This window comes from Methylibium sp. Root1272 (assembly GCF_001425905.1).
GTDB lineage: Bacteria > Pseudomonadota > Gammaproteobacteria > Burkholderiales > Burkholderiaceae_C > Methylibium.
On the sequence record NZ_LMDY01000012.1, the window covers coordinates 14,722 to 35,024 of the forward strand.

Here is a 20,303-nt window from a genome sequence, read left to right on the forward strand (position 1 = left end):
TCCGCCAGCGTCGCCCCCTCGAGGGGGAGCGGCGCAGCCGCAACGGGGGTGGGCGTCAGTACCTATAGGTGTCGGCCTTGTACGGACCGGACTTGCTGACACCGATGTACGCGGCCTGCTCGTCGGTCAGTTCGGTCAGCATCGCGCCGACCTTCTTCAGGTGCAGGCGCGCCACCTTCTCGTCCAGGTGCTTGGGCAGCACGTAGACCTTGCCGTTCTCGTAGCTGGCGCTCTTGGTGAACAGCTCGATCTGCGCGATGGTCTGGTTGGCGAACGACGAGCTCATCACGAAGCTCGGGTGGCCGGTGGCGCAGCCCAGGTTGACCAGGCGGCCCTTGGCCAGCAGGGTGATCTTCTTGCCGTCGGGGAACTTGATGTGGTCGACCTGCGGCTTGATCTCGTCCCACTCGAGCTTCTCGAGCGAGGCGACGTCGATCTCGTTGTCGAAGTGGCCGATGTTGCAGACGATGGCCTCGTCCTTCATCGCCGCCATGTGCTCGTAGCGGATCACGTTCTTGTTGCCGGTGGCGCTGACGAAGATGTCGGCCTTGTCGGCCGCGTACTCCATCGTCACGACCTTGTAGCCTTCCATCGCGGCCTGCAGCGCGTTGATCGGGTCGATCTCCGTCACCCACACCTGGGCGCTCAACGCGCGCAGCGCCTGCGCCGAGCCCTTGCCCACGTCGCCGTAGCCGGCCACGCAGGCCACCTTGCCGGCGATCATCACGTCGGTCGCACGCTTGATGCTGTCGACCAGCGACTCGCGGCAGCCATAGAGGTTGTCGAACTTGCTCTTGGTCACCGAATCGTTGACGTTGATCGCGCGGAACAGCAGCGTGCCCTTCGCGCTCATCTCGTTCAGTCGGTGCACGCCGGTGGTCGTTTCCTCGGTCACGCCGATGATCTGGGCGCTCTTGCGCGTGTACCAGGTCGCATCGACAGCCAGCTTGGCCTTGATCGCGGCGAACAGGCAGGTCTCCTCTTCGCTGGTGGGCGTGGAAATCACCGACGGATCCTTCTCGGCCTTCTGGCCCAGGTGCATCAGCAGCGTCGCGTCGCCGCCGTCGTCGAGGATCATGTTCGGGCCTTCGCCGTCGGTTCCCTTGGCGCCGAAGTCGAAGATGCGGTGGGTGTAGTCCCAGTAGTCGGTGAGGTTCTCGCCCTTGTAGGCGAACACCGGCGTGCCGGCCGCCACCAGTGCGGCGGCGGCATGGTCCTGCGTCGAGAAGATGTTGCACGAGGCCCAGCGCACCTGGGCGCCCAGCGCCTGCAGCGTCTCCACCAGCACGGCGGTCTGGATCGTCATGTGCAACGAGCCGGTGATGCGCGCGCCGCGCAAAGGCTGGCTCTTGGCGAATTCCTGGCGGATCGCCATCAGGCCGGGCATCTCGGTCTCGGCGATCTTGATTTCCTTGCGGCCCCAGTCGGCAAGCGACAGGTCGGCAATCACGTGGTCGGCGTCAGCGGCGGGCTTCAGGACGGCGCTCATGGTGGTTCTCTCCGGTTCAACGACAGATGAACCGCAGGGGCCGCGACCGAAGGGGAGGGACACACAGACCACTCACCGCGCGTGACGAACCTGCGGGTGAGCGCCGTTGCCTTGGGGAAGGTTCCGAGCCTGGCCGTCGCGCCTGAACGAGTACGAACAGGGCGAGGGTTGCAACGCTCCTCGGAAGCCGGCATTGTAGCGGCGCCGGCCGGCTCTGCACCTGTGGCCACACGGCAGGCCGTCCCAGCGGCGACAATCGCACGTTGTTCGCGCCCGCCATCCTGCGGCCCGGCGCGCTGCCTCTTGGAGTTCTCCCGTGTCCCTCTCCCCCGACGCCAGCACGCTGTCCGGCGAAGTGCGCCGCCGCCGCACCTTCGCGATCATCTCCCACCCCGACGCCGGCAAGACCACGCTGACCGAGAAGCTGCTGCTGTTCTCGGGCGCGATCCACATCGCCGGGTCGGTGAAGGCACGCAAGGCCAGCCGCCATGCCACCTCGGACTGGATGGAGATCGAGAAGCAGCGCGGCATCTCGGTCGCCAGCTCGGTGATGCAGATGCTCTACCGCGACTGCGTGATCAACCTGCTCGACACCCCGGGCCACAAGGACTTCTCGGAAGACACCTACCGCGTGTTGACCGCGGTGGATGCCGCGCTGATGGTGATCGACGCGGCCAACGGCGTCGAGCCGCAGACCCGGCGCCTGATCGAGGTCTGCCGCCAGCGCGACACGCCCATCCTCACCTTCGTCAACAAGATGGACCGCGAAGGCAAGGAGCCGCTGGAGCTGCTCGACGAGATCGAGCAGGAGCTCGGCATGCCCTGCGTGCCGATGACCTGGCCGGTCGGCCAGGGCAAGGCCTTCGGCGGCATCGTCGACCTGCGCAAGCAGCAGATGCGCCTCTTCAAGGCCGGTGCCGACAAGCGCAACGACGAGGGCGACGAAGTCGTGCCGCTGTCGCAGGCCGACACGCTGCGCGCCCGCTTCGGGCACGACTACGAACTGGCCGAGCAGAACATCGAGCTGCTGACCGCCGCCGCGCCCGCCTTCGACGAGGCGGCCTTCGTCGCGGCGAAGCAGACGCCGGTGTTCTTCGGTTCCGGCGTCAACAACTTCGGCGTGCAGGAGGTGCTGGACGCGCTGGTCGACCTGGCGCCGCCGCCGGCCTCGCGCCACGTGACGCGGTCCGACGGCAGCGAGCACGAGGTGCCGCCGCAGTCGGCCGGCTTCTCGGGCGTGGTGTTCAAGGTGCAGGCCAACATGGACCCGTCGCACCGCGACCGCATCGCCTTCGTGCGCGTCAACTCCGGGCGCTACACCTCGGGCATGAAGCTGCGCGTGCAGCGCACCGCCAAGGAGCTGCGGCCCACCTCCGTGGTCACGTTCCTGTCGCAGCGGCGCGAGGCGGTCGAGGAGGCCTATGCCGGCGACATCATCGGCTTCACCACCCACGGCGGCGTGCAGCTCGGCGACACCATCACCGACAGCGAGGCGCCGGCCGGCTTCGGCACCTACACCGGCCTGCCGTTCTTTGCGCCCGAGCTGTTCCAGACCGTCGAGCTGGCCAACCCGATGAAGAGCAAGCAGCTGCAGCAGGGCCTGCTGCAACTCGGCGAGGAGGGCGCGATCCAGGTGTTCCGGCCCACGGTCGGCGGCTCGATGCTGCTGGGCGCGGTCGGCCAGCTGCAGTTCGAGGTGGTGCAGCACCGCCTGAAGGCCGAGTACAGCGTCGATGTGCGACTCACCGGCAGCCGTTTCCACGGCGCGCGCTGGGTCACCTGCGACGACGACGCCGCGATGCGCAAGTTCACCGACGAGGCCGCCAGCAAGCTCGCGCTCGACGCGGCCGACACGCTGGCCTACCTGATGACCTCGCCCTACGACCTGCGCCTGACGCAGGACCGCCATCCGCAGGTGGTGTTCCACCCGCTGCGCGAGCACGCCGGCCTGGCGCTGCAGCAGGCCGCCTGACCGTCTGCACGAGGAGGCCGCCGCCCGGCGCGCCAGGGGCTGGACGGCCTCGTCCGCTTTGTCGCAAGATGCGCGCGGGAGGGATGCGCCATGTCCCACACGCCGGTGCTCATCGTTGGGGCGGGCCCCACGGGCCTGATGCTCGCCTGCCAGCTAGCCCGTCACGGGGTCGAATTCCGCATCGTCGACGGCAAGGCCGGACCGACTCGCGAATCGCGCGCCCTCGGCGTGCAGGCCCGCACGCTGGAGCTGTTCGAGGCGATGGGCATCGCCGCCGAGGCGGTGGCGCAGGGCCGGCCCACCGTCGCGGGCAACATCTATGTCGGGCGCCGGCGCGTGCAGCGCATTCCGCTGGGCGACATCGGCCAGGCGGTGACGCCGTTTCCCTACCTGCTGATCCTCGAGCAGAGCCGCAACGAGGCGCTGCTCTACAAGACCCTGCGCGCCGCCGGCCGCGACGTGGAGTGGCAGACCGCGCTCACCGAGGTGCGCAACGAGGCCTCGACCGGTGCCATGGCCACGCTGTGGCACGCCGACGGCAGCAGCGAGACGCTGCGCTGCGACTGGCTGGTCGGCTGCGACGGCGCCCGCAGCCCGGTGCGCGAGCAGCTCGGCCTGCCGTTCTCCGGCGGCACCTACGAGAACGCCTTCTATGTGGCCGACACCCGCGTCGACTGGGCGCTGCCGCACGGTGAACTCACCGTCTGCCTGTCGAGCGAGACCTTTGTGGTGTTCTTCCCGATGCCCGGCGAGCAGCGCTACCGCGTCATCGGCACGCTGCCGCGTGACGCCGGCGGCGACGTGCCCGTGCTGCGCTTCGAGGACATCGAGGCCGCGGTGCGCGCGCAGATGGACATCGAGGTGCGCTTCGGTGAGACCGCGTGGTTCTCGTCCTACCGCGTCCACCACCGCTGCGTGGAGCGCCTGCGTGCCGGGCGCTGCTTCGTCGCCGGCGATGCCGCGCACGTGCACAGCCCGGTCGGCGCGCAGGGCATGAACACCGGCCTGCAGGACGTGAGCAACCTGGCCTGGAAACTGGCGCTGGTGGTGCAGGGCCGGGCGCGCGAAGACCTGCTCGACAGCTACCACGCCGAGCGCTGGCCGGTCGCGCAGCAGCTCCTGAAGACGACCGACAACGCCTTCCAGTTCATCATCAGCCCCAACCCGCTGGTGCGCGCCTTCCGGCTGCATGTGTTCCCGCGCATCGCCGCTCGCGTGATGGCGCGGCCGGCGGTGCGCAGGCGCCTGTTCCGGGTCATCTCGCAGACCGGCATTCACTACCGCGACAGCCGCCTGTCGCAGACCCCGGGCGCCACGCCGGCCGCCACGGCGATGAAGGTGCGCGCCGGTGACCGCCTGCCGTATGCCGAGATCGCGGCGCCGCTGGCCGACCCGCCGGCGTCGGTCTACGCCTGGCTGGCGGCGCCGGGCTTTCACCTGCTGTTGCTGCAGCGCAGTGACGAGGGTCTGGAGGCGTTCGCCGCCGCCTGGACGGCCCGGCTGGACAGCGCCTGCCCCGGCTGGTTCCATGTGCACGCGGTCGCGTCCGGCCGCGGCGCCGACGCGCTGTTCGACGCGCTCGGCATCACCGAACGGGCGATGGTGCTGGTGCGCCCCGACCAGTACATCGCCTGCCTCGACGAGCGCCTGGACGGGCCGGCGCTCGAGGCCTGGCTCGAGCGCGCGCTGGGCTGGCCGCGCGCCTGAGCCCCTGTTGAATCACTCGCGCGTGCCCGGCCCGGTGCCGAGCGCCGCAGCCGCCGACTTGCGGTACTCGCGCGGCGAGGCGCCGTAGCGCTGCTGGAAGCTGCGGCTGAAATGCGCCGCATCGCTGAAGCCGTGGCTGTAGGCGATCTGCGTCAGCGTCTGGCGAGCCGCGCGCGGATCGTTCAGGGCCCGCTCGCAGGCGGCCAGGCGCTGGGCCCAGATCCAGCGCTCCAGCGTGCTGCCCTCGGTGCGGAACAGCTGGTGCAGGTAGCTGGTCGACAGCCCGAAGGCCGTGGCGATGCCCGGCACCGTGAGTTGCGGGTCGCCCAGGTGGGTGGCCACGTGGGCCTTGATGCGCGCCAGCAGCGCGCGGCGCGAGTGCGGCGTCGGTGCGCGGCCGCCGGTGTCGCCGCGCAGCCCGCTGCCGACCGCCCCGAGCAGCGCCGTGGCCATGGCCGGTGCCGTGGCCGGGTGCGGCACGCCGGTCCCGCTGCAAGCCTCGCGGACCTGGCGGATCAGCCGACGCGCCGACGTGCTGGCCGCCGCAATGGCCTGCGCGGTCTGCGCATCGCAATCGGGCGCGAGCGCCTGCAGTGTCGAGCAGGGGATGCGCAGCACGGCCTGCTGGTAGTCCTCCTCCAGCAGCAGCTCGTAGGGGCGTCGGGTGTCGTAGATCGCGAACTGCCCCGGCGCCAGCCGCGTCTCGCGGCCGCCCTGCGCGATCCAGCACGAGCCCTCGAGCTGCACGCTGACCAGGAAGAAGTCCTCGTGCGCGCGAGCCACCTGGCGCTGCGAGCGGGTGATGTGCTTGAAGCCGTGGCCGACCGAGGTGATGCGCGTCACCGACAGTTCGGCGAGGTCGCGGTGCAGCATCGAGGCGACGAAGCGGTCCGGGTCCTGCACCTTGAAGCCCGACTCGACGAAGCGGTCCGAGGCGGCTTCCGTCCAGCGCGCGACGCGCTGGCCCGGTGGCAGGTGGAGGGTGGAGAACGCACGGTCGTGGCCCATCGGCGGCTGATCCTTCTCGGTCCTGCGGCAGCGGGTCCTTCAGTAGGAACCCTAGGGTGCACTCTCGGACAAGACCGCCGGCCGCCGTCGAGACACCCTGTTGCATTGTGTTGGCAACCGGCGCGGGCAAATGAGTTCAGCAGAACAGCTTCAGGACTGGCGGTCGATCGCGCAGCGGGTCGAGGCCGAGGTCGCCCGCGCGGTGATCGGCCAGCCGCAGACGATCCGGCTGATCAACGTGGCCACCTTCGCGCGCGGCCACGTGCTGCTCGAGGGCGACGTCGGCGTCGGCAAGACCACGGTGCTGCGCGCGTTCTCGCGCGCCATCGGCGGCGACTTCGAGCGCGTCGAGGGCACGGTCGACCTGATGCCCGGCGACCTGATCTATCACACCTATGTCGACGCCGAGGGCAAGCCGCGCATCGATCCGGGCCCGCTGCTGCGCCACGGCGAGGGCCTCACCACCTTCTTCTTCAACGAGATCAACCGAGCCCGCCCGCAGGTGCAGTCGCTGCTGCTGCGCGCGATGGCCGAGCGCACCGTGTCGGCCTTCAACCGCGAATACCGCTTTCCGCACATGACGGTGTTCGCCGACCGCAACAAGGTCGAGAAGGAAGAGACCTTCGAGCTCGCTTCGGCGGCGCGCGACCGCTTCATGTTCGAGCTCAACATGAGCAAGCCCACCGACCGCGGCATCCGCCGTGCGCTGGTGTTCGACACCGCATTCCACGACGCCGACCGGCTGATCGAGCAGGTGCCCCCGGCCCTGCTGCCGGCCGACCGGCTCAACGAGATCGGCGCGCTGATCCAGGCCAGCGTGCGCAGCAGCGAGACCATCGAGCGCTACGTGCTCGACCTGTGGGAGGCCAGCGAGGACCCGCTGCGCTTCGGCGTGCACCTCGAGGGCGTCGACATGAAGCGCCTGATCCTCGCCGGCGCCAGCCCGCGCGGCATGAGCGCGCTGATGCGCGCCGCACGCGTGGTGGCCTGGCTGGCGGGCCGCGACCACCTGCTGCCCGACGACGTGCACGCGGTGCTGCCGTCGGTGCTGGGCCACCGGGTGTTCTTCACGCCGATCTACGAGCTGCGCCGCGCCGAGCTGGCGCCGGCGCTGGTCGAGAAGATCATGGACCGCGTGGCCGCCCCCTGAACCGAGAGCGCCGACCGCTGCCGATGAGCCCGACGCACGACGAGTTCCACTACCGCCTGCCACTGCGCTACGGCGGACAGCGCCCCGGTGCGCATCGAGGCTCCAGCCTCGGCTCGGGGCAGGGTTTCGCTGCGCACCGGCGGCTGTTCGACCACCCCGACCCGCGCCGCATCGACCTGCGCGCCAGCCTGCGCGACGTGGGCCAGGAGTGGCTGGTGCGCATCCAGCGCCAGCGCGTGGCGGTGCCGGTGCAGGTGGTGGTCGACGTGTCGGCGTCGATGCACTTCGGCGCGCAGCGCAGCAAGCTGCAGGTGGCGGCCGACTTCGTCGAGGCGCTCGGCCCCAGCGCCTTCCGTGTCGGCGATGCAGTGGGCCTGCTCGCCTTCGACCACGAGGAGCGCGAGGACCTGTTCATGCCGCCGCGCCACAGCCGCGGTGCCGGCATCGCGATGGCCGAGGCGCTGCGCCGCTGCCGCTCGGAGAACGCCTGGCAGCACGACACCGCACGCCACAACGGCGCGGCGGCGCTGCAGCGCGTGGCCACGCGCCTGTCGGGCCGCCAGGGGCTGGTGTTCCTGGTGTCCGACTTCCACTGGGATCTCGGCGGGCTCGACGCGGTGCTCGACCTGCTGGCGCCGGCCTGCGTGGTGCCGATGATCGTCTGGGACCCGGCCGAGACCGAGCCACCGCCGGCGCACGCGCTGGTGGCCGTCAGCGACGCAGAGACCGGCGTGCGGCGCAGCCTGTGGATGCGCGAGCCGCTGCGCACGCAGTGGCGCGACGCGGTGGCCGCGCGGCGCGAGGCGCTGCATGCGCTGTTCGACGCGCACGGCATGCCGCCCTTCCATCTGCATGGCGCCTTCGACGCCGAGGCGCTGACGCGCTATTTCCTGGAGACGGTGGCATGAAGCGCGGCCCGTGCGTGCGGGTCGGCCGTGTGGCTCGGCCATGGCGGCGGCGGGTGGCGGTGCTCGCGCTGGCCCTGGGCAGTACGGCTTTGCCGTGGCGAGCTGCTGCGGGCGGCGGAGCCGGCAAACCCGGTGTCGCGGCCAGCGCGCCGGCGCCGGCGCCGACGGCTGCGGTGACCCCGGCCACGGTCGAGCAGCCGCGCGCCTTCGGCCACGTGCTCGGCGACGTTCTGACGCAGCGCGTGCTGCTGCAGCACGCCGGCCGTCCGGTCGACGTGACCACGCCGCCGGCGGCCGACCGCGTCGGCCTGTGGCTGGAGCGCCGCCCGGCGCGCGCCGAGACCGACGACCAGGGCCGCCGCTGGCTGGCGCTCGACTACCAGGTGGTCAATGCGCCGCGCGCGCTGAACACGCTGAGTCTGCCGGCCCTGTCGATCCCCACGCGGGGCGGCGCGCCGCTGGTGCTGCCGGCATGGCCGATCAGCGTCGGGCCGTTGACGCCGCCCGAAGTGGCGGGCCAGGGCGCGCTGCAGCCGCTGCGCCCGGACCGGCTGGTCGACGCCGCGCCGACTGCTGCGATCGAGCAGCGCTTCAAAGGAACGCTGCTCGCGCTGGGCGTCGTGCTGCTGGCCTGGCTGGCCTGGTGGAGCGGGCGCAACTGGCGCGAGTCGCGGCGCCTGCCGTTCGCCCGCGCCTGGCGCGAACTGCGCCGCGTCGACGCGGCCAGCCCCGAGGCCTGGCTCAGCCTGCACCGCGCCGTCAACGCCAGCGCCGGCCGCGTGGTGCACGGAGCCTCGCTGTCGCGCTGGCTCGACGAACGGCCGCACCTGCGGCCGCTGCAGGCGCAGCTCGAAGGCTTCTACCGCCATTCCAGCGAACGCTTCTTCGCCGGCGGCGCGGCGGCGGCCTATCCGCTGCACGCGCTGGGGCGCGCGCTGCGCGACGCCGAGCGCCAGCAGCACCGCTGAGCCATGAGCCTCGACTTCGTCCAGCCGCTGCTCCTGCTGCTGCTTCCGTTGGCGGCGCTGCCGCTGCTGCGCCGCCGCAGCGACACGCTGGTCTATTCGGCCATCGCCTGGCTGCCGGTCGACCGCATCGGCCGCATCGCCGGCTTCCTGTGGCGCGCCTTCGCGGTCGCGGCGATGGCCGCGGTGGTGATCGGCCTGGCCGGGCCCGGACAGTCGGGTGCGCAGGTGCTGCGCACCGGGCGCGGCGCCGAGATCCTGATCCTGATGGACCGCAGCAGCAGCATGGACGCCAACGTGGTGCCCAAGGACGTCAAGGCCGGCGGCCAGTTCAACGCCAGCATGCCGACCAAGAGCCAGGTGGTGCGCGAGCTGCTGAGCGAGTTCGTCGCCAAGCGGCCCGACGACCGCTTCGCGTTCATGGCCTTCAGCACCAGCCCGATGCGCATCGTGCCGTTCACGCAGCAGGGCGACGTGGTCCAGGCCGGCCTGGCCGCCACCGGCGTGGGCCGCGGCCTGCCCGACACGCACATGGGCAGCGCGCTGCTGGCGGCGATCGGCGAGTTCGAAGGCCGGCCTTACGCCGGCAGCCGCGTGATCCTGGTCGTCTCCGATGGTGGTGCGCAGCTCGACGAGACCACGCGCCAGCGCATCGAGGCCGGGCTGGTGCGGCAGAAGATCGGCCTGTACTGGATCTACATCCGCAGCAGCCCCAACTCGCCCGACCTGACGACCGACGCGGTCGGCAGCCTCGACTCGGTGGAAGAGTTGGCGCTGCACACCTTCTTCCGCGCGCTGCCCACGCCCTACCGACTGTTCCAGACCGACGACGCCAGCGCGATGGCGGCGGCGATGGCCGAGATCGACCGCCTGCAGAACTTTCCGCTGTCGGTGGTGGAGCGGGTGCCGCGGCGCGATTTCAGCGCCGCCTGCTACGGGGTGGCGCTGTTGTGCTGCCTGGGACTGCTGGCCTGCCGGGCCGTGCAGTTGCCGAGTTGGGCGCCGACGCGGCGCGACGGACGGAGCGCGTCATGAGAAGGCTGTCGGTGCATGGCGTGTTCGCGGTGGCGGCGGCGGTCTGCGCCGGCGTGCTGCTCTGGCAGGGGCTGCACTGGCGGCAGGTGGTGGCGCTCAACGAGGCGGTGGCCGCGGCCGCACGGCGGCCCGCAGAGAAGGACGCGGAGAAGAAGGACGCTCCGGCGTCGCGCGACGCGCCGCGCGAGGTGCGGCTGGCGCGCGCGATCGCGCTGGCCCAGGCCGGCGCCCACGACGCGGCCTTCAAGAGCTACAGCGGGCTGATCCAACCCGGCGCGCTCGATGCCATCGGCCGCCAGGCGCAGTTCAACCTCGGCAACATGTACCTGCGCCAGGCGCTCGCGGCGTCGCCCGGCGGCGCCACGGCCGCGCCGTCGGCCGAGTCCGCGCCGCTGATCGAACTGGCCAAGCAGCGCTACCGCGACCTGCTGCGCGCCGACCCCGGCGACTGGGACGCGCGCTACAACCTCGAGCGCGCACTGCGCCTCGCGCCGGAAGAGCAGGAAGCCTACGTCGAGGACCCGAACGTGCCGGTCGAGCGCCGCCGCGTGCAACTGCGTGGCATGGACCCGGGGGACCTGCCTTGAACCGCTTCATGCGGGTCGGCCGCTGGCTGGTCCGCCATGGCCGGCGCGCCGACCTCGCGCTCACGCTCGCGTTGCTGCTGCTGGTGGCCGCGGTGGCGTTGCCGCCCTTCATGCTGCAGCGGACCACCTTCCACTACCTGGTCACCTTCGACATCACGCAGAGCATGAATGTGGAGGACGTGGAGCGCGACGGCGCCAGCCTGAGCCGCCTGGCCTACGCACGCTCGGCGATGCGCGACGCGCTGCGCGAGATGCCCTGCGGCTCGAAGATCGGCTGGGCCGTGTTCGCCGACTACCGCGTGATGCCGCTGCTGCTGCCGGTCGAGGTGTGCAGTCACTACGAGGAGCTGCTCGCCTCGCTGGACCGCATCGACGGCCGCATGCGCTGGGCCAATGCCAGCAACATCGGCAAGGGCATGAGCTGGACCATCCGCACCGCACGCGCGATCGATCCGAACACGCGGGTGGTGTTCGTCACCGACGGCCAGGAGTCGCCGCCGCTGCGCGACGGCGCCGAGCTGCCGCCGATCCAGGACATCTCGCCCGGCGAGGTGGGCGGCTGGCTGATCGGCGTGGGCGGCGACCTGCCGGCGCGCATCCCGCGCACCGACCGCGACGGCAACCCGGCCGGCTACTGGGCCGCGACCGACGTGGTGCAGCGCAGCGGCGCGCAGGCGGCGCAGAGCCACGAGCATCTGTCGGAGCTGCGCGAGCCGCACCTGCAGTCGCTCGCCAAGCTGATGGGCTTCGGCTACCGGCGCCTGGCCGCACCCGACGTGCTGGGCCAGGCGATGCGCGACCCCGGCTTCGCGCAGCCCGAGCCGGTGCCGACCGACCTGCGCTGGCTGCCGGCCGCGCTGGCGCTGGCGCTGCTGGCGTGGCGCTTCCTGCCGGACCGGCGGCCGCGCCGCAGCGCGCCGCTGTAGGACGCGGCCCGCAGCGCGTCGCGGCGCCGTCCCATCGCGCGGCGGTGCGCCGCTGCCCATACTGAAATCAGCGAGCCCCGGACGCACCATCGTCCCGGCGACCGCTGCCCCATCACTCAGCAGGAGTCGTTGCCATGATCGAGAAGAACGCCAGCGTCCATTGGGAAGGCCGGGGCAAGGAAGGCCAGGGTCAGGTCAGCACCGAGACCGGCGCGTTGCAGGCCTACCCCTATGGCTTCGGCAGCCGCTTCGAGGACGACCGCCGCGGCAGCAACCCGGAAGAGCTGCTCGGTGCGGCTCACGCGGCCTGCTTCACGATGGCGTTCTCATTCGCCTGCGACAAGGCCGGCTTCGCGACCACGGCGGTCGACACCCGAGCCGCCGTGCGCCTGGCCAAACAGGGCGAGGGCTTCGTCATCGACCGCATCGCGCTGCAGCTCGACGCCGCCGTGCCCGGCCTCGACGAGGCGACGTTCCAGCAACTGGCGCAGAGTGCGAAGGAGAACTGCCCGTTGTCCAAGGCCCTGGCCAGTGTCCCGAGCATCACGCTCGTGGCGACGCTGCGCCATTGAGGCGGCTGTGACCTTCACCGAGGAGCTTCGGATGAACACATCGGGATCGTGGCACCGACTCGTGGCCGGCTGGCTGGGAACGCTGGCCTGCACGCTGGCTGCCGCGCAGATGGACACCCCGGCACCGCCCGGGCCGCCGGCCGCGCAATCGGTACAGCGCCCGCCGCCGAAGGCCCTGACGCCGCCTCCGCCGGCCGCGTCGGCCGGTCCCCTGCAGACCCTCCCGCCCACGCACCCGGGCGATCCGCAGATCAGTGTGCCGCTCGGCAGGCCAACGGCGCCGCCCGTTCCGCCGGCGTCCGCGCCGGAGGCGCCGCCACCGCCCGCACGGCCTGCGGCAGGCGCCGAACCGCGGGGTGAATCGATGGCGAGTTGCGATCGACTCGCCGGCAAGGCTGCGGTGGCCGAATGCCGCCGCCGCGTGGCGACGCAAGGCAGTGCGCGCCCGACGCCGCCCTGAATTCATCGTCTCAAAAAGAAGCCCGGTGCGGCTTTCGCCACACCGGGCAATTGACGATGATCATTCCTGGTGGATTGGCGTCCAGAGGAATGGATTCATCCTAGTGGCTGGCTGCGGCTTGCGGGCCGGGAAAGCCTCCCGAAGTGAGGGGGCTGCGGCCCAGTGACTAACGATTTCCCCGATCCGACCCCCCCGTGAGTGCGTGCAACTGCCGGTCGTGCCAGCGCGCCAGCAGCCACTGCGCCGCCATGGCGCCGAGCCAGGCGCAGAACATGTCCTTCTGGGTGTCGAAGGGATCCCCCTGGGTGCCGAGGAATTCATCGGCACCGCCCCCCAGCGCCTCCGCCGCGCCCCACTCGATCAGCTCGTAGAGCGCGCTGATCGCCAGGCAGACGGCGGTGACCAGCGTGAACAGCCAGCCGCCGCGCATCTCGGGCCGCGCCAGCGGCGTGAGCCGAAGCAGCAGTTCGCGCGCGACGATCGCCGGCACGAAGCCCTGCATCAGGTGGCCGATGCGGTCGTAGTGGTTGCGCTCGAAGCCGAACCATTGCTGCATCCAGTGGCCCAGCGGCACGCGCGCGTAGGTGTAGTGGCCGCCGAGGATCAGCACCGCCATGTGCAGCGCGATCAGGCCGTAGAGCAGTGGCGTGAGCGGGAAGCGCCGGTGCGTGGCCAGCAGCAGCGGCAGTGCGATCAGCACCGGCGCCACCTCCATCAACCAGGTGCTCCGCTCGTAGGGCGCGATGCCCGACCAGATCAGCAGCACCATCATGGCGACGGTGTAGATCCAAAGACCCTTGAGCGACAGACTGGCGGCGTTCGGCGACATGCGCCGATGCTGCCAGAGGAACGGGCGTTCGCGGCGACGCGCGGGCGATCAGGCGCCCGAGGCGGCGAGCTCCAGTTGCTGCGGGCCGATGGCCTCGATCGTCGGGTTCATGCTCAGCATGCGGGCCGGGCCGAACAGCGTGGCGAAGGCCACGTCCTTGGCGTCGCGGCCGCTGGCGATGCGGATCAGTTCGTCCACCGGCGACATCCGGGTCGCGTCGAACAGCACCCAACGCCCGCCCAGCCAGGCCTCGAACACCGCGTGAAAATCGGGTGGCGGATCGTCGAAACGCGCATAGCCCACGGCCAGCCGCGCCGGGATGTTGAGCGCACGACAGAAGGTGACGCCGAGGTGCGCGAAGTCGCGGCACACACCGGCTCTCTGCACGAACACCTCGCGCGCCGTGGTGGTCGGCCCGGTCGAGCCGACCGTGTAATCGACGTTGTCGTGGATCCAGTCGGCGATCGCCTGCACGCGCGCATGACCGGGCCTCAGGTGGCCGAACAGCTTGTAGGCGGTGCGGCCCAGCAGGTCGGACTCGCAGTAGCGCGTGGGCGCCAGGTTGTGCAGCACGTGGTCGGGCAGCTCGTGGATCGGGTGCTCGGGCGCATGCAGATCGCGCGTGAACGGCCGCTTCTTCACCAGCGCCCGGTACAGCAGTGTGAAGCGCCCGGCCTCGACGTGCACGCGCGTGAAGCGGTGTCCCTGCGTGGGGTCGGCGAAGACGTGGAAGGCGGCGTCGCTGTGGAAGTCGATCGATTCGCCGACGATGTGCTGCTCGGCATCCTTCAGCGCGTGCACCAGGAACACGAAGTCGGACGGCGCATCGACCTCGTAGGTCAGCTCGCAGTCGACCCGGAAGGCGCGCTCGACGCCGCGCCGCGAGGAGAGCCGAAACGGCTTGAGGAGGGCGGAAAGCGGCATGGTGGTCGACGAGGAAGACATGGCCGTGATTTCATCCTCGTGTGGCCTTCAGAACCATCGGACGCGTTGCCGCGGCCACGTAGGACGCTGCCGCAGCACCGAGATGGCGCATGTGCCGGCCCGGTGGCGATGCGATCGAGCCGGGTCGCATCGTCCGTTCGCGGGCCCGGGTTCGCGACGTCGCGGCGCTGGATGCGGACACTACAATTCCGTGGTCCATGCGTACCTCCGCCGTCCGTCTGCGCTCCGCTCTCGTCCTGGTCCTGCTGGCCTGGTTCGCGCAGCTCTGCCTGCCGGTGGCGCACGCGGCGATCATGTCCTCGCCTCGCGCCCAGCTGCTGGGGTGGTGCGGCGATCCTTCCGGCGCACTCGCGATCGCGGCCGAGTTGCCCGCCGAGATCCGCGAGGGGCTCGGGCTGGAGGGGCTGCATCCCGATCACCTCTCGTGCGCGCAGCTTTGCGCGACCGGGACCGCGCCACCGACGACTCCCGTCGCGAACACGGTGGCGCTGCGCGCGGCCGGTATCGAGCCCGCGCCGACGCGCCAGCGCCTCGCGCCGCGCACGCGTGAACAGGCGCTGACGCCCCCTTCGCACGGCCCTCCGGCGCACGCCTGAGACACCGGCGCGTCGGGCTGCCTCCGACGTCGCCCCGCACGCTCCCACGCCATTCCGATCGACACGGTGCTTCCGTGCGCATCGGTTCGCGCTGCGGCCCGCCCAGGGCGCGGCGACGGCGTGTCGAACGACGCGCGCCCGACGCCGGCCCGGCCGGCGGCAGCGCCGACTCAGCTTCCGGAACTTCTCACCATGCTTTCAAGATCACCTGCGGTCCTGTCCGCGCTCGTCCTCGGCCCGTGCGCGATCGCGCAGGCCCAGAGCCCGCAAGAGGCGCAACTGCCGCCCATCGTCATCACCGCCGAGCGAGTACCCGATCAGGTCAGGCAAGCGCTGACGGCGGAGCAGGCCGTCACGCCCGGCGGCGTGACGCTGGTCGACGGCGAAACCCTGCGCCAGCGCAACGTCACCAGCCTGGCCGACATGCTGCGCTACGTGCCCGGCGTGTGGGCCGCGAACGGCTCGACGGGTGACTCGTCCTTCCTCTCCAGCCGCGGCTCCAACCTCGACGCCACCAACTACGACGGCAACGGCATCAAGCTGCTGCAGGACGGCCTGCCGGTGACCGCCGCCGACGGCAACAACCACAACCGCGATGTCGACCCGCTGTCGGCGCGCTACGCCATCGTGGCGCGCGGCGCGAACGCGCTCACCTATGGCGCCAGCACGCTCGGCGGTGCGATCGACTTCATCACGCCCACGGCGCGCGACGGTGCGCCGAACGAGCTGCTGCTCAACGGCGGCAGCCACGGCCAGCGGCAGGCCCGGGTCACGCTGGGCGCGGTGGCAGGCGCGTTCGATGCGCTGGTCACCGCCGAAGGCAAGCGCAGCGACGGCTACCGCGAGCACCACCACCAGGAGCGCAGCGGCCTCTACGCCAATGCCGGCTGGCAGCTCGGCGATGCCGTGAGGACGCGTTTCTACGCCACCGCGATCGACAACGACCAGCAATTGCCGGGCGCACTGACACGCGACGAATGGCGTGCGAACCCGCGCCAGGCCCAGGCCGCCGCACTGGCCGGCGACTACCAGTACAACGTGAAGACCTGGCGCCTCGCCAACAAGACGACCTGGGACATCGACGCGAACAGCAGCCTCACGGCCGGCCTGTCGTACGAGGAGCAGCAGCTCGACCACCCGATCGTCTACGCGCCGCCGTTCTTCAGCCTGTTGATCGACACCGAGCAGCGCAACCTCGGCGGCACGCTGCGCTACCAGCGTCGCATCGGCGAGCACGACCTGCTGGTCGGCCTGAACGCGGGCCTCACCACCGTGAAAGGCGGGAACTACGGATACGAGCCCGGCGGCGCCGCGACGCTGTCGACGCAGGTCGACAACCGGGCCGACAGCCTGGAGCTGTTCGTGATGGACCGCTGGCAGTTCGCGCCGGACTGGACCGCGGTCTACGGCGCGCAGGCCGTGTCGTCCCGCCGCGAGATCCGCAACGTCACGGTGTCCAGTGGGGCGCTGCGCAATCCTGAGGCCGGCTACCACAGCATCAACCCGCGTGTGGGCCTGATCCACCAGCTGGCGCCGACCGTCCAGCTGTTCGCCAACCTGAGCCGCCTGTACGAAGCCCCCACGCTCTACGAGCTGGAGGACGACGTGCGCGGCGACCAGTCGACGCTGGATGCGATGAAGGGCACGGTGCTGGAAGTCGGCACGCGCGGCACGCACGACGCGGGCCGCAGCCAATGGCACTGGGACGTCGCCGTCTACTACGCGCGACTGCGCGACGAGATCCTGTCGCGCGCCCCGGTGCCCGGCGTCAGCCTGTCGACCAACGTCGACGGCACGGTCCACGCCGGCATCGAGGCCCTGCTGGGCGCCAGCCTGGCTGTCGACGACGCCGGAGCCCACCGCATCGAGCCGCTGGTCAATCTCACGGTCAACCACTTCCGCTTCAAGGACGACGCGGGCTACGGCAACAACCGGCTGCCCGCCGCGCCCACCTATGCGGTCCGCGGCGAACTGCTCTACCGCCATGCGAGCGGCTTCTTCGCCGGGCCGACCTTCGATGTCGTGGGGCGCCGGTACGCGGACTTCGCCAACACCTACACGGTCGACCGCTACACCCTGTGGGGCCTGCGCGCCGGCCTGACCCGCGATCACTGGGAGCTCTACGCCGAGGCCCGCAACCTCGCGAACCGGAACTACGTCTCGCTGTTCAGCGTGCAGGACGCGGCCGCGCCCGATGCGGCCATCCTCACACCCGGTGAGCCACGCTCGGTGTACGTCGGTGCGCGCTTCAGGTTCTGAGGCGGCCATGAGCGACGTGATCCCCGCAGCGGCCGCCGTCGCGGCCTCCGAGTCCGCGCTGTACCGGCGCGTCTGGCGCTGGCACTTCTACGCCGGGCTGGTCTGCCTGCCCTTCCTGGCGTTGCTGGCGACGACCGGCGCGCTGTACCTGTTCAAGGACCCGATCGAGTCGTTGCTCTATGCACGGCTGCGCGTCGTCGAGGCCGGGCCCGCGCCGGGGCTGGCGGCGTCGGCACTGGTCGAAAAGGCCCTCGCGGCCGAACCCGGCGTCGCGGTGCGCTATGTCGCGCCGGCCCGGCCGGGCCGCAGCGCCGAGGTGGGCGTCCGCACGGCCGAGGGCGTGGTCGCGGTCTACCTCGACCCGGCCGACGGCCGGGTGCTGGGCAGGCTGCGCGACGACCGCCGGCTGATGGAGGTCGTCAAGCGCATCCACTCGCTGGCGATCGTCGGTCCGGTGGCCAACCACTGGATCGAGATCGTGGCCGGCTGGGCGCTGGTGCTCGTCGTGTCCGGCGTGTTCCTGTGGTGGCCGCGCGGGCGCTCGGGCGGCGTCTACACCGTGCGCGAGCGTCCGGCGCAGCGCCTCTGGTGGCGCGATGTGCACGCGGTGACCGGGATCGTCGCCGCCGTCGCGATCGTGTTCCTGGCCGTGACGGGCATGCCGTGGTCGGCGTTCTGGGGCCAGCAGTTCGGCCGCCTGAGCGCCGAATGGGGCCTGGGCGTGCCGAAGTCCGTTTGGGGCCCGGCACCGCCGTCCGTGCTGCCGCCGCTGGCCGGCCTGCAGGCGGTGCCCTGGGGCGTGGGCCAGGTGCCGCCGCCGCGTTCGTCGGAGCCGCCTCGCCACCCCGGCGCACCTCATCACGGCGAGCACGGCGGCGGGCCTCACGACGCGCTCGCGACGCAGGTGGCGGAGTCTGCAGCGAAGGCCTCGCAGGCCGAGGTGCTGGGGCTGGACCCGGCGCTGCAGATCCTTGCGCAGCTGGGTGTGCCGGCCGGCACGCCGGTGCGCCTGCCCGACGGTCCGGGCGGCGCGTACACCGCGATGCGCTTCCCGGACGACGTCCGGGACGTGCGCGTGGTGCATCTCGACCGCTACTCGGGCGCCGTGCTCGCCGACATCCGCTACGCCGACTACGGCATCGTCGGCCGCGCGACCGAATGGGGCATCAGCCTCCACACGGGGCGCCAGTTCGGCTGGATCAACCAGCTGGTGATGCTGGCCGCCTGCCTGGCCATCGTGGCCCTGGCGGCATCGGCCGTGGTGATGTGGTGGAAGCGCCGCCCGCGCGGCCGGCTGGCGGCACCGCCGCGCAAGGCGGGCGACCGAGCGGCCGCCGGCGCGATCGCGGTTGCGCTGCTGCTCGGGCTGATCTATCCGCTGCTCGGGGCGTCGATGCTCGTCGCGCTGGTCGTCGATGCCTGCGTGCCCACGGGCTGGCGAATGCGCTACGGCTTGTAGGTCGATCGGCGAGGTTCATGTCCTCGATGCGGCGCTGCGGGCACGCCCGAACCGCCACGCGGCATCACCCGCCCGCCGTCGCCTCCGCCTCGAGCTCGCGCAGCACCGCGGCCACGGTCGAGAAGGAGCCGCACACCAGCACGCGGTCGTCCGGCCCGGCCGCGGCGACCGCGTCGCGGTAGGCGTCGAGCGGCGACGCGCACAGGTGCACCGTGCGCTGCACCTGCGCGGCGTCCAGTGCCGCGGCCATGTCGGCGGCCGAGGCGCCGCGCCGCTCGGCGATGCCGGCGACGAACCAGGCGTCGACGCCGTCGCGCAGCGCCTGTGCGGTGCCGGCGATGTCCTTGTCTCGCAGCATCGCGAACACCGCGAGCGTGCGGCCGCGCACCGGGTGCTGGGCCAGCGTCACCGCCAGCCGCTGCGCGGCGTGCGGGTTGTGCGCCACGTCGAGCAGCACCTCGGGGGCACCGGGTTGGCGCCGCCAGCGCTGGAAGCGGCCGATCAGCTGCACCTGCTGCAGGCCGCGGTGGATCTGCGCGGCGTCCACCGGCAGGATGCGGGCCAGCGTCTCCAGCGCCATCAGGCAGGCGCCGGCGTTGTGCAGTTGCACGTCGCCGGCCAGCGCCGGCAACGGCAGGCCCGTGAGCTCGCCGCTGCGGCGGATCAGCGTCCAGGTGTCGCCCGGGTCGCGGCGCACGCGGTAGTCGCGGCCGCTCTGCAGCAGCCGCGCGCCGAGGCGCTTGGCCTCCTGCGCGATCGTGACCGGCGGCTCGGGGTCGGCGCAGATCGCCGGCCGGCCGGCGCGGAACACGCCGGATTTCTCGACCGCGATGCTCTCGCGCGTCGGGCCGAGGTAGTCGACGTGGTCGATGCCGATGCTGGTGACGATGGCGCAGTCGGCGTCGAAGGCGTTCACCGCATCGAGCCGGCCGCCCAGCCCCACCTCCAGTACCGCGGCGTCGAGGTCGGCCTCGGCGAACACGCACATCGCCGCCAGCGTGCCGAACTCGAAGGGCGTGAGCGGCGTGTGGCCGCGCGCGCCCTCGACCCGCGCATAGGCCGCGCACAGCGCCGCGTCGCCGACCGGCGCGCCGTCGATGCGCACGCGCTCGTTGTAGCGCAGCAGGTGCGGCGAGCTGTAGACGCCGACGCGGTAGCCCGCGGCGCCCAGCACCGACGCGAGCAGCGCGCAGGTCGAGCCCTTGCCGTTGGTGCCGGCCACGGTGATCAGCGGGAAGCCGGGCTTCAGGCCCAGCGCGTCGCGCACCTTGACGACGCGCTCCAGCCCCATGTCGATGGTCTGCGCGTGCAGCGCATCGGCGTGGGCCAGCCAGGCGGCGAGGTCGGCGTCCTGGCGTGGGCGGCGCACGCGCAGTGCAGGCGCGGCGTCGGCGCGCAGGGGGGCAAGCATGGCGGTAGCTCCGGGCGGTGGGGGC

At 71.7% G+C, this 20,303-nt stretch carries 18 protein-coding genes and 1 riboswitch; of the genes, 13 read left to right on the forward strand and 5 right to left on the reverse strand.

Annotated features, from left to right (window positions below; genetic code table 11):
* Positions 1 to 55: 55 nt before the first annotated feature.
* Positions 56 to 1,489, reverse strand: coding sequence for an adenosylhomocysteinase (gene ahcY / locus ASC67_RS05880; protein WP_056316409.1), 1,434 nt, complete (start codon positions 1,487 to 1,489; stop codon positions 56 to 58).
* A gap of 91 nt (positions 1,490 to 1,580) precedes the next feature.
* A riboswitch (S-adenosyl-L-homocysteine riboswitch) is annotated at positions 1,581 to 1,677 on the reverse strand.
* 128 nt (positions 1,678 to 1,805) lie between these two features.
* Between ahcY and ASC67_RS05885 the strand changes: the two genes are divergently transcribed.
* Both ASC67_RS05885 and ASC67_RS05890 read left to right on the forward strand, forming a co-directional pair.
* On the forward strand, positions 1,806 to 3,461 hold the full coding sequence (locus tag ASC67_RS05885; protein ID WP_235566236.1) for a peptide chain release factor 3: 1,656 nt from the start codon (positions 1,806 to 1,808) through the stop codon (positions 3,459 to 3,461).
* Positions 3,462 to 3,551: 90 nt separating this feature from the next.
* Positions 3,552 to 5,168, forward strand: coding sequence for an FAD-dependent monooxygenase (locus tag ASC67_RS05890; RefSeq protein WP_056316412.1), 1,617 nt, complete (start codon positions 3,552 to 3,554; stop codon positions 5,166 to 5,168).
* Positions 5,169 to 5,180: 12 nt separating this feature from the next.
* On the opposite strand, the gene ASC67_RS05895 is transcribed toward ASC67_RS05890, so the two are convergent.
* The gene (locus ASC67_RS05895) at positions 5,181 to 6,176 is read right to left on the reverse strand and encodes a helix-turn-helix domain-containing protein (RefSeq protein WP_056316414.1); all 996 of its coding nucleotides are present in this window, start codon (positions 6,174 to 6,176) and stop codon (positions 5,181 to 5,183) included.
* A 130-nt stretch (positions 6,177 to 6,306) separates the two neighbouring features.
* Between ASC67_RS05895 and ASC67_RS05900 the strand changes: the two genes are divergently transcribed.
* The 8 genes from ASC67_RS05900 to ASC67_RS05935 all read left to right on the forward strand — a co-directional run bounded on the left by ASC67_RS05900 (position 6,307) and on the right by ASC67_RS05935 (position 12,779).
* Positions 6,307 to 7,326, forward strand: coding sequence for a MoxR family ATPase (locus tag ASC67_RS05900; RefSeq protein ID WP_056316418.1), 1,020 nt, complete (start codon positions 6,307 to 6,309; stop codon positions 7,324 to 7,326).
* 23 nt (positions 7,327 to 7,349) lie between these two features.
* On the forward strand, positions 7,350 to 8,234 hold the full coding sequence (locus ASC67_RS05905) for a DUF58 domain-containing protein (RefSeq protein WP_056316422.1): 885 nt from the start codon (positions 7,350 to 7,352) through the stop codon (positions 8,232 to 8,234).
* On the forward strand, positions 8,231 to 9,202 hold the full coding sequence (locus ASC67_RS05910; RefSeq protein ID WP_056316425.1) for a hypothetical protein: 972 nt from the start codon (positions 8,231 to 8,233) through the stop codon (positions 9,200 to 9,202). The genes ASC67_RS05905 and ASC67_RS05910 overlap by 4 nt, the downstream gene beginning before the upstream one ends.
* Before the next feature lie 3 nt (positions 9,203 to 9,205).
* The gene (locus ASC67_RS05915) at positions 9,206 to 10,234 is read left to right on the forward strand and encodes a vWA domain-containing protein (protein ID WP_056316428.1); all 1,029 of its coding nucleotides are present in this window, start codon (positions 9,206 to 9,208) and stop codon (positions 10,232 to 10,234) included.
* Positions 10,231 to 10,821 carry a hypothetical protein gene (locus ASC67_RS05920; RefSeq protein WP_056316431.1) on the forward strand — a complete coding sequence of 197 codons (591 nt, stop codon included), beginning with the start codon at positions 10,231 to 10,233 and terminating at the stop codon, positions 10,819 to 10,821. The genes ASC67_RS05915 and ASC67_RS05920 overlap by 4 nt, the downstream gene beginning before the upstream one ends.
* Positions 10,818 to 11,747 carry a VWA domain-containing protein gene (locus tag ASC67_RS05925; RefSeq protein WP_156466681.1) on the forward strand — a complete coding sequence of 310 codons (930 nt, stop codon included), beginning with the start codon at positions 10,818 to 10,820 and terminating at the stop codon, positions 11,745 to 11,747. Before ASC67_RS05920 ends, ASC67_RS05925 begins: the two co-directional genes overlap by 4 nt.
* Positions 11,748 to 11,881: 134 nt before the next feature.
* The gene (locus ASC67_RS05930) at positions 11,882 to 12,319 is read left to right on the forward strand and encodes an OsmC family protein (RefSeq protein ID WP_056316434.1); all 438 of its coding nucleotides are present in this window, start codon (positions 11,882 to 11,884) and stop codon (positions 12,317 to 12,319) included.
* Between the two features lie 7 nt (positions 12,320 to 12,326).
* Entirely contained in the window at positions 12,327 to 12,779 is a 453-nt protein-coding gene (locus ASC67_RS05935) for a hypothetical protein (protein WP_056316438.1), read from the forward strand.
* Positions 12,780 to 12,945: 166 nt separating this feature from the next.
* Here ASC67_RS05935 and ASC67_RS05940 read toward each other — a convergent pair whose 3' ends face one another.
* Entirely contained in the window at positions 12,946 to 13,608 is a 663-nt protein-coding gene (locus ASC67_RS05940) for a DUF2238 domain-containing protein (RefSeq protein WP_082535853.1), read from the reverse strand.
* A gap of 48 nt (positions 13,609 to 13,656) precedes the next feature.
* Positions 13,657 to 14,553: a transglutaminase family protein gene (locus tag ASC67_RS05945; RefSeq protein WP_235566237.1), complete on the reverse strand. Its 897-nt coding sequence runs from the start codon at positions 14,551 to 14,553 to the stop codon at positions 13,657 to 13,659.
* Between the two features lie 197 nt (positions 14,554 to 14,750).
* On the opposite strand from ASC67_RS05945, the gene ASC67_RS05950 reads away from it, so the two are divergent.
* The 3 genes from ASC67_RS05950 to ASC67_RS05960 all read left to right on the forward strand — a co-directional run bounded on the left by ASC67_RS05950 (position 14,751) and on the right by ASC67_RS05960 (position 18,867).
* Complete coding sequence (locus ASC67_RS05950; RefSeq protein WP_056318156.1) at positions 14,751 to 15,149, forward strand: hypothetical protein; 399 nt, start codon at positions 14,751 to 14,753, stop codon at positions 15,147 to 15,149.
* 192 nt (positions 15,150 to 15,341) lie between these two features.
* Positions 15,342 to 17,408, forward strand: coding sequence for a TonB-dependent receptor (locus tag ASC67_RS05955; protein ID WP_235566238.1), 2,067 nt, complete (start codon positions 15,342 to 15,344; stop codon positions 17,406 to 17,408).
* A gap of 7 nt (positions 17,409 to 17,415) precedes the next feature.
* The gene (locus ASC67_RS05960; RefSeq protein WP_056316446.1) at positions 17,416 to 18,867 is read left to right on the forward strand and encodes a PepSY domain-containing protein; all 1,452 of its coding nucleotides are present in this window, start codon (positions 17,416 to 17,418) and stop codon (positions 18,865 to 18,867) included.
* Positions 18,868 to 18,931: 64 nt separating this feature from the next.
* Here the strand turns inward: ASC67_RS05960 and folC are convergent, their stop codons facing one another.
* Complete coding sequence (folC, locus tag ASC67_RS05965) at positions 18,932 to 20,278, reverse strand: bifunctional tetrahydrofolate synthase/dihydrofolate synthase (protein WP_082535854.1); 1,347 nt, start codon at positions 20,276 to 20,278, stop codon at positions 18,932 to 18,934.
* Positions 20,279 to 20,303 lie beyond the last annotated feature (25 nt).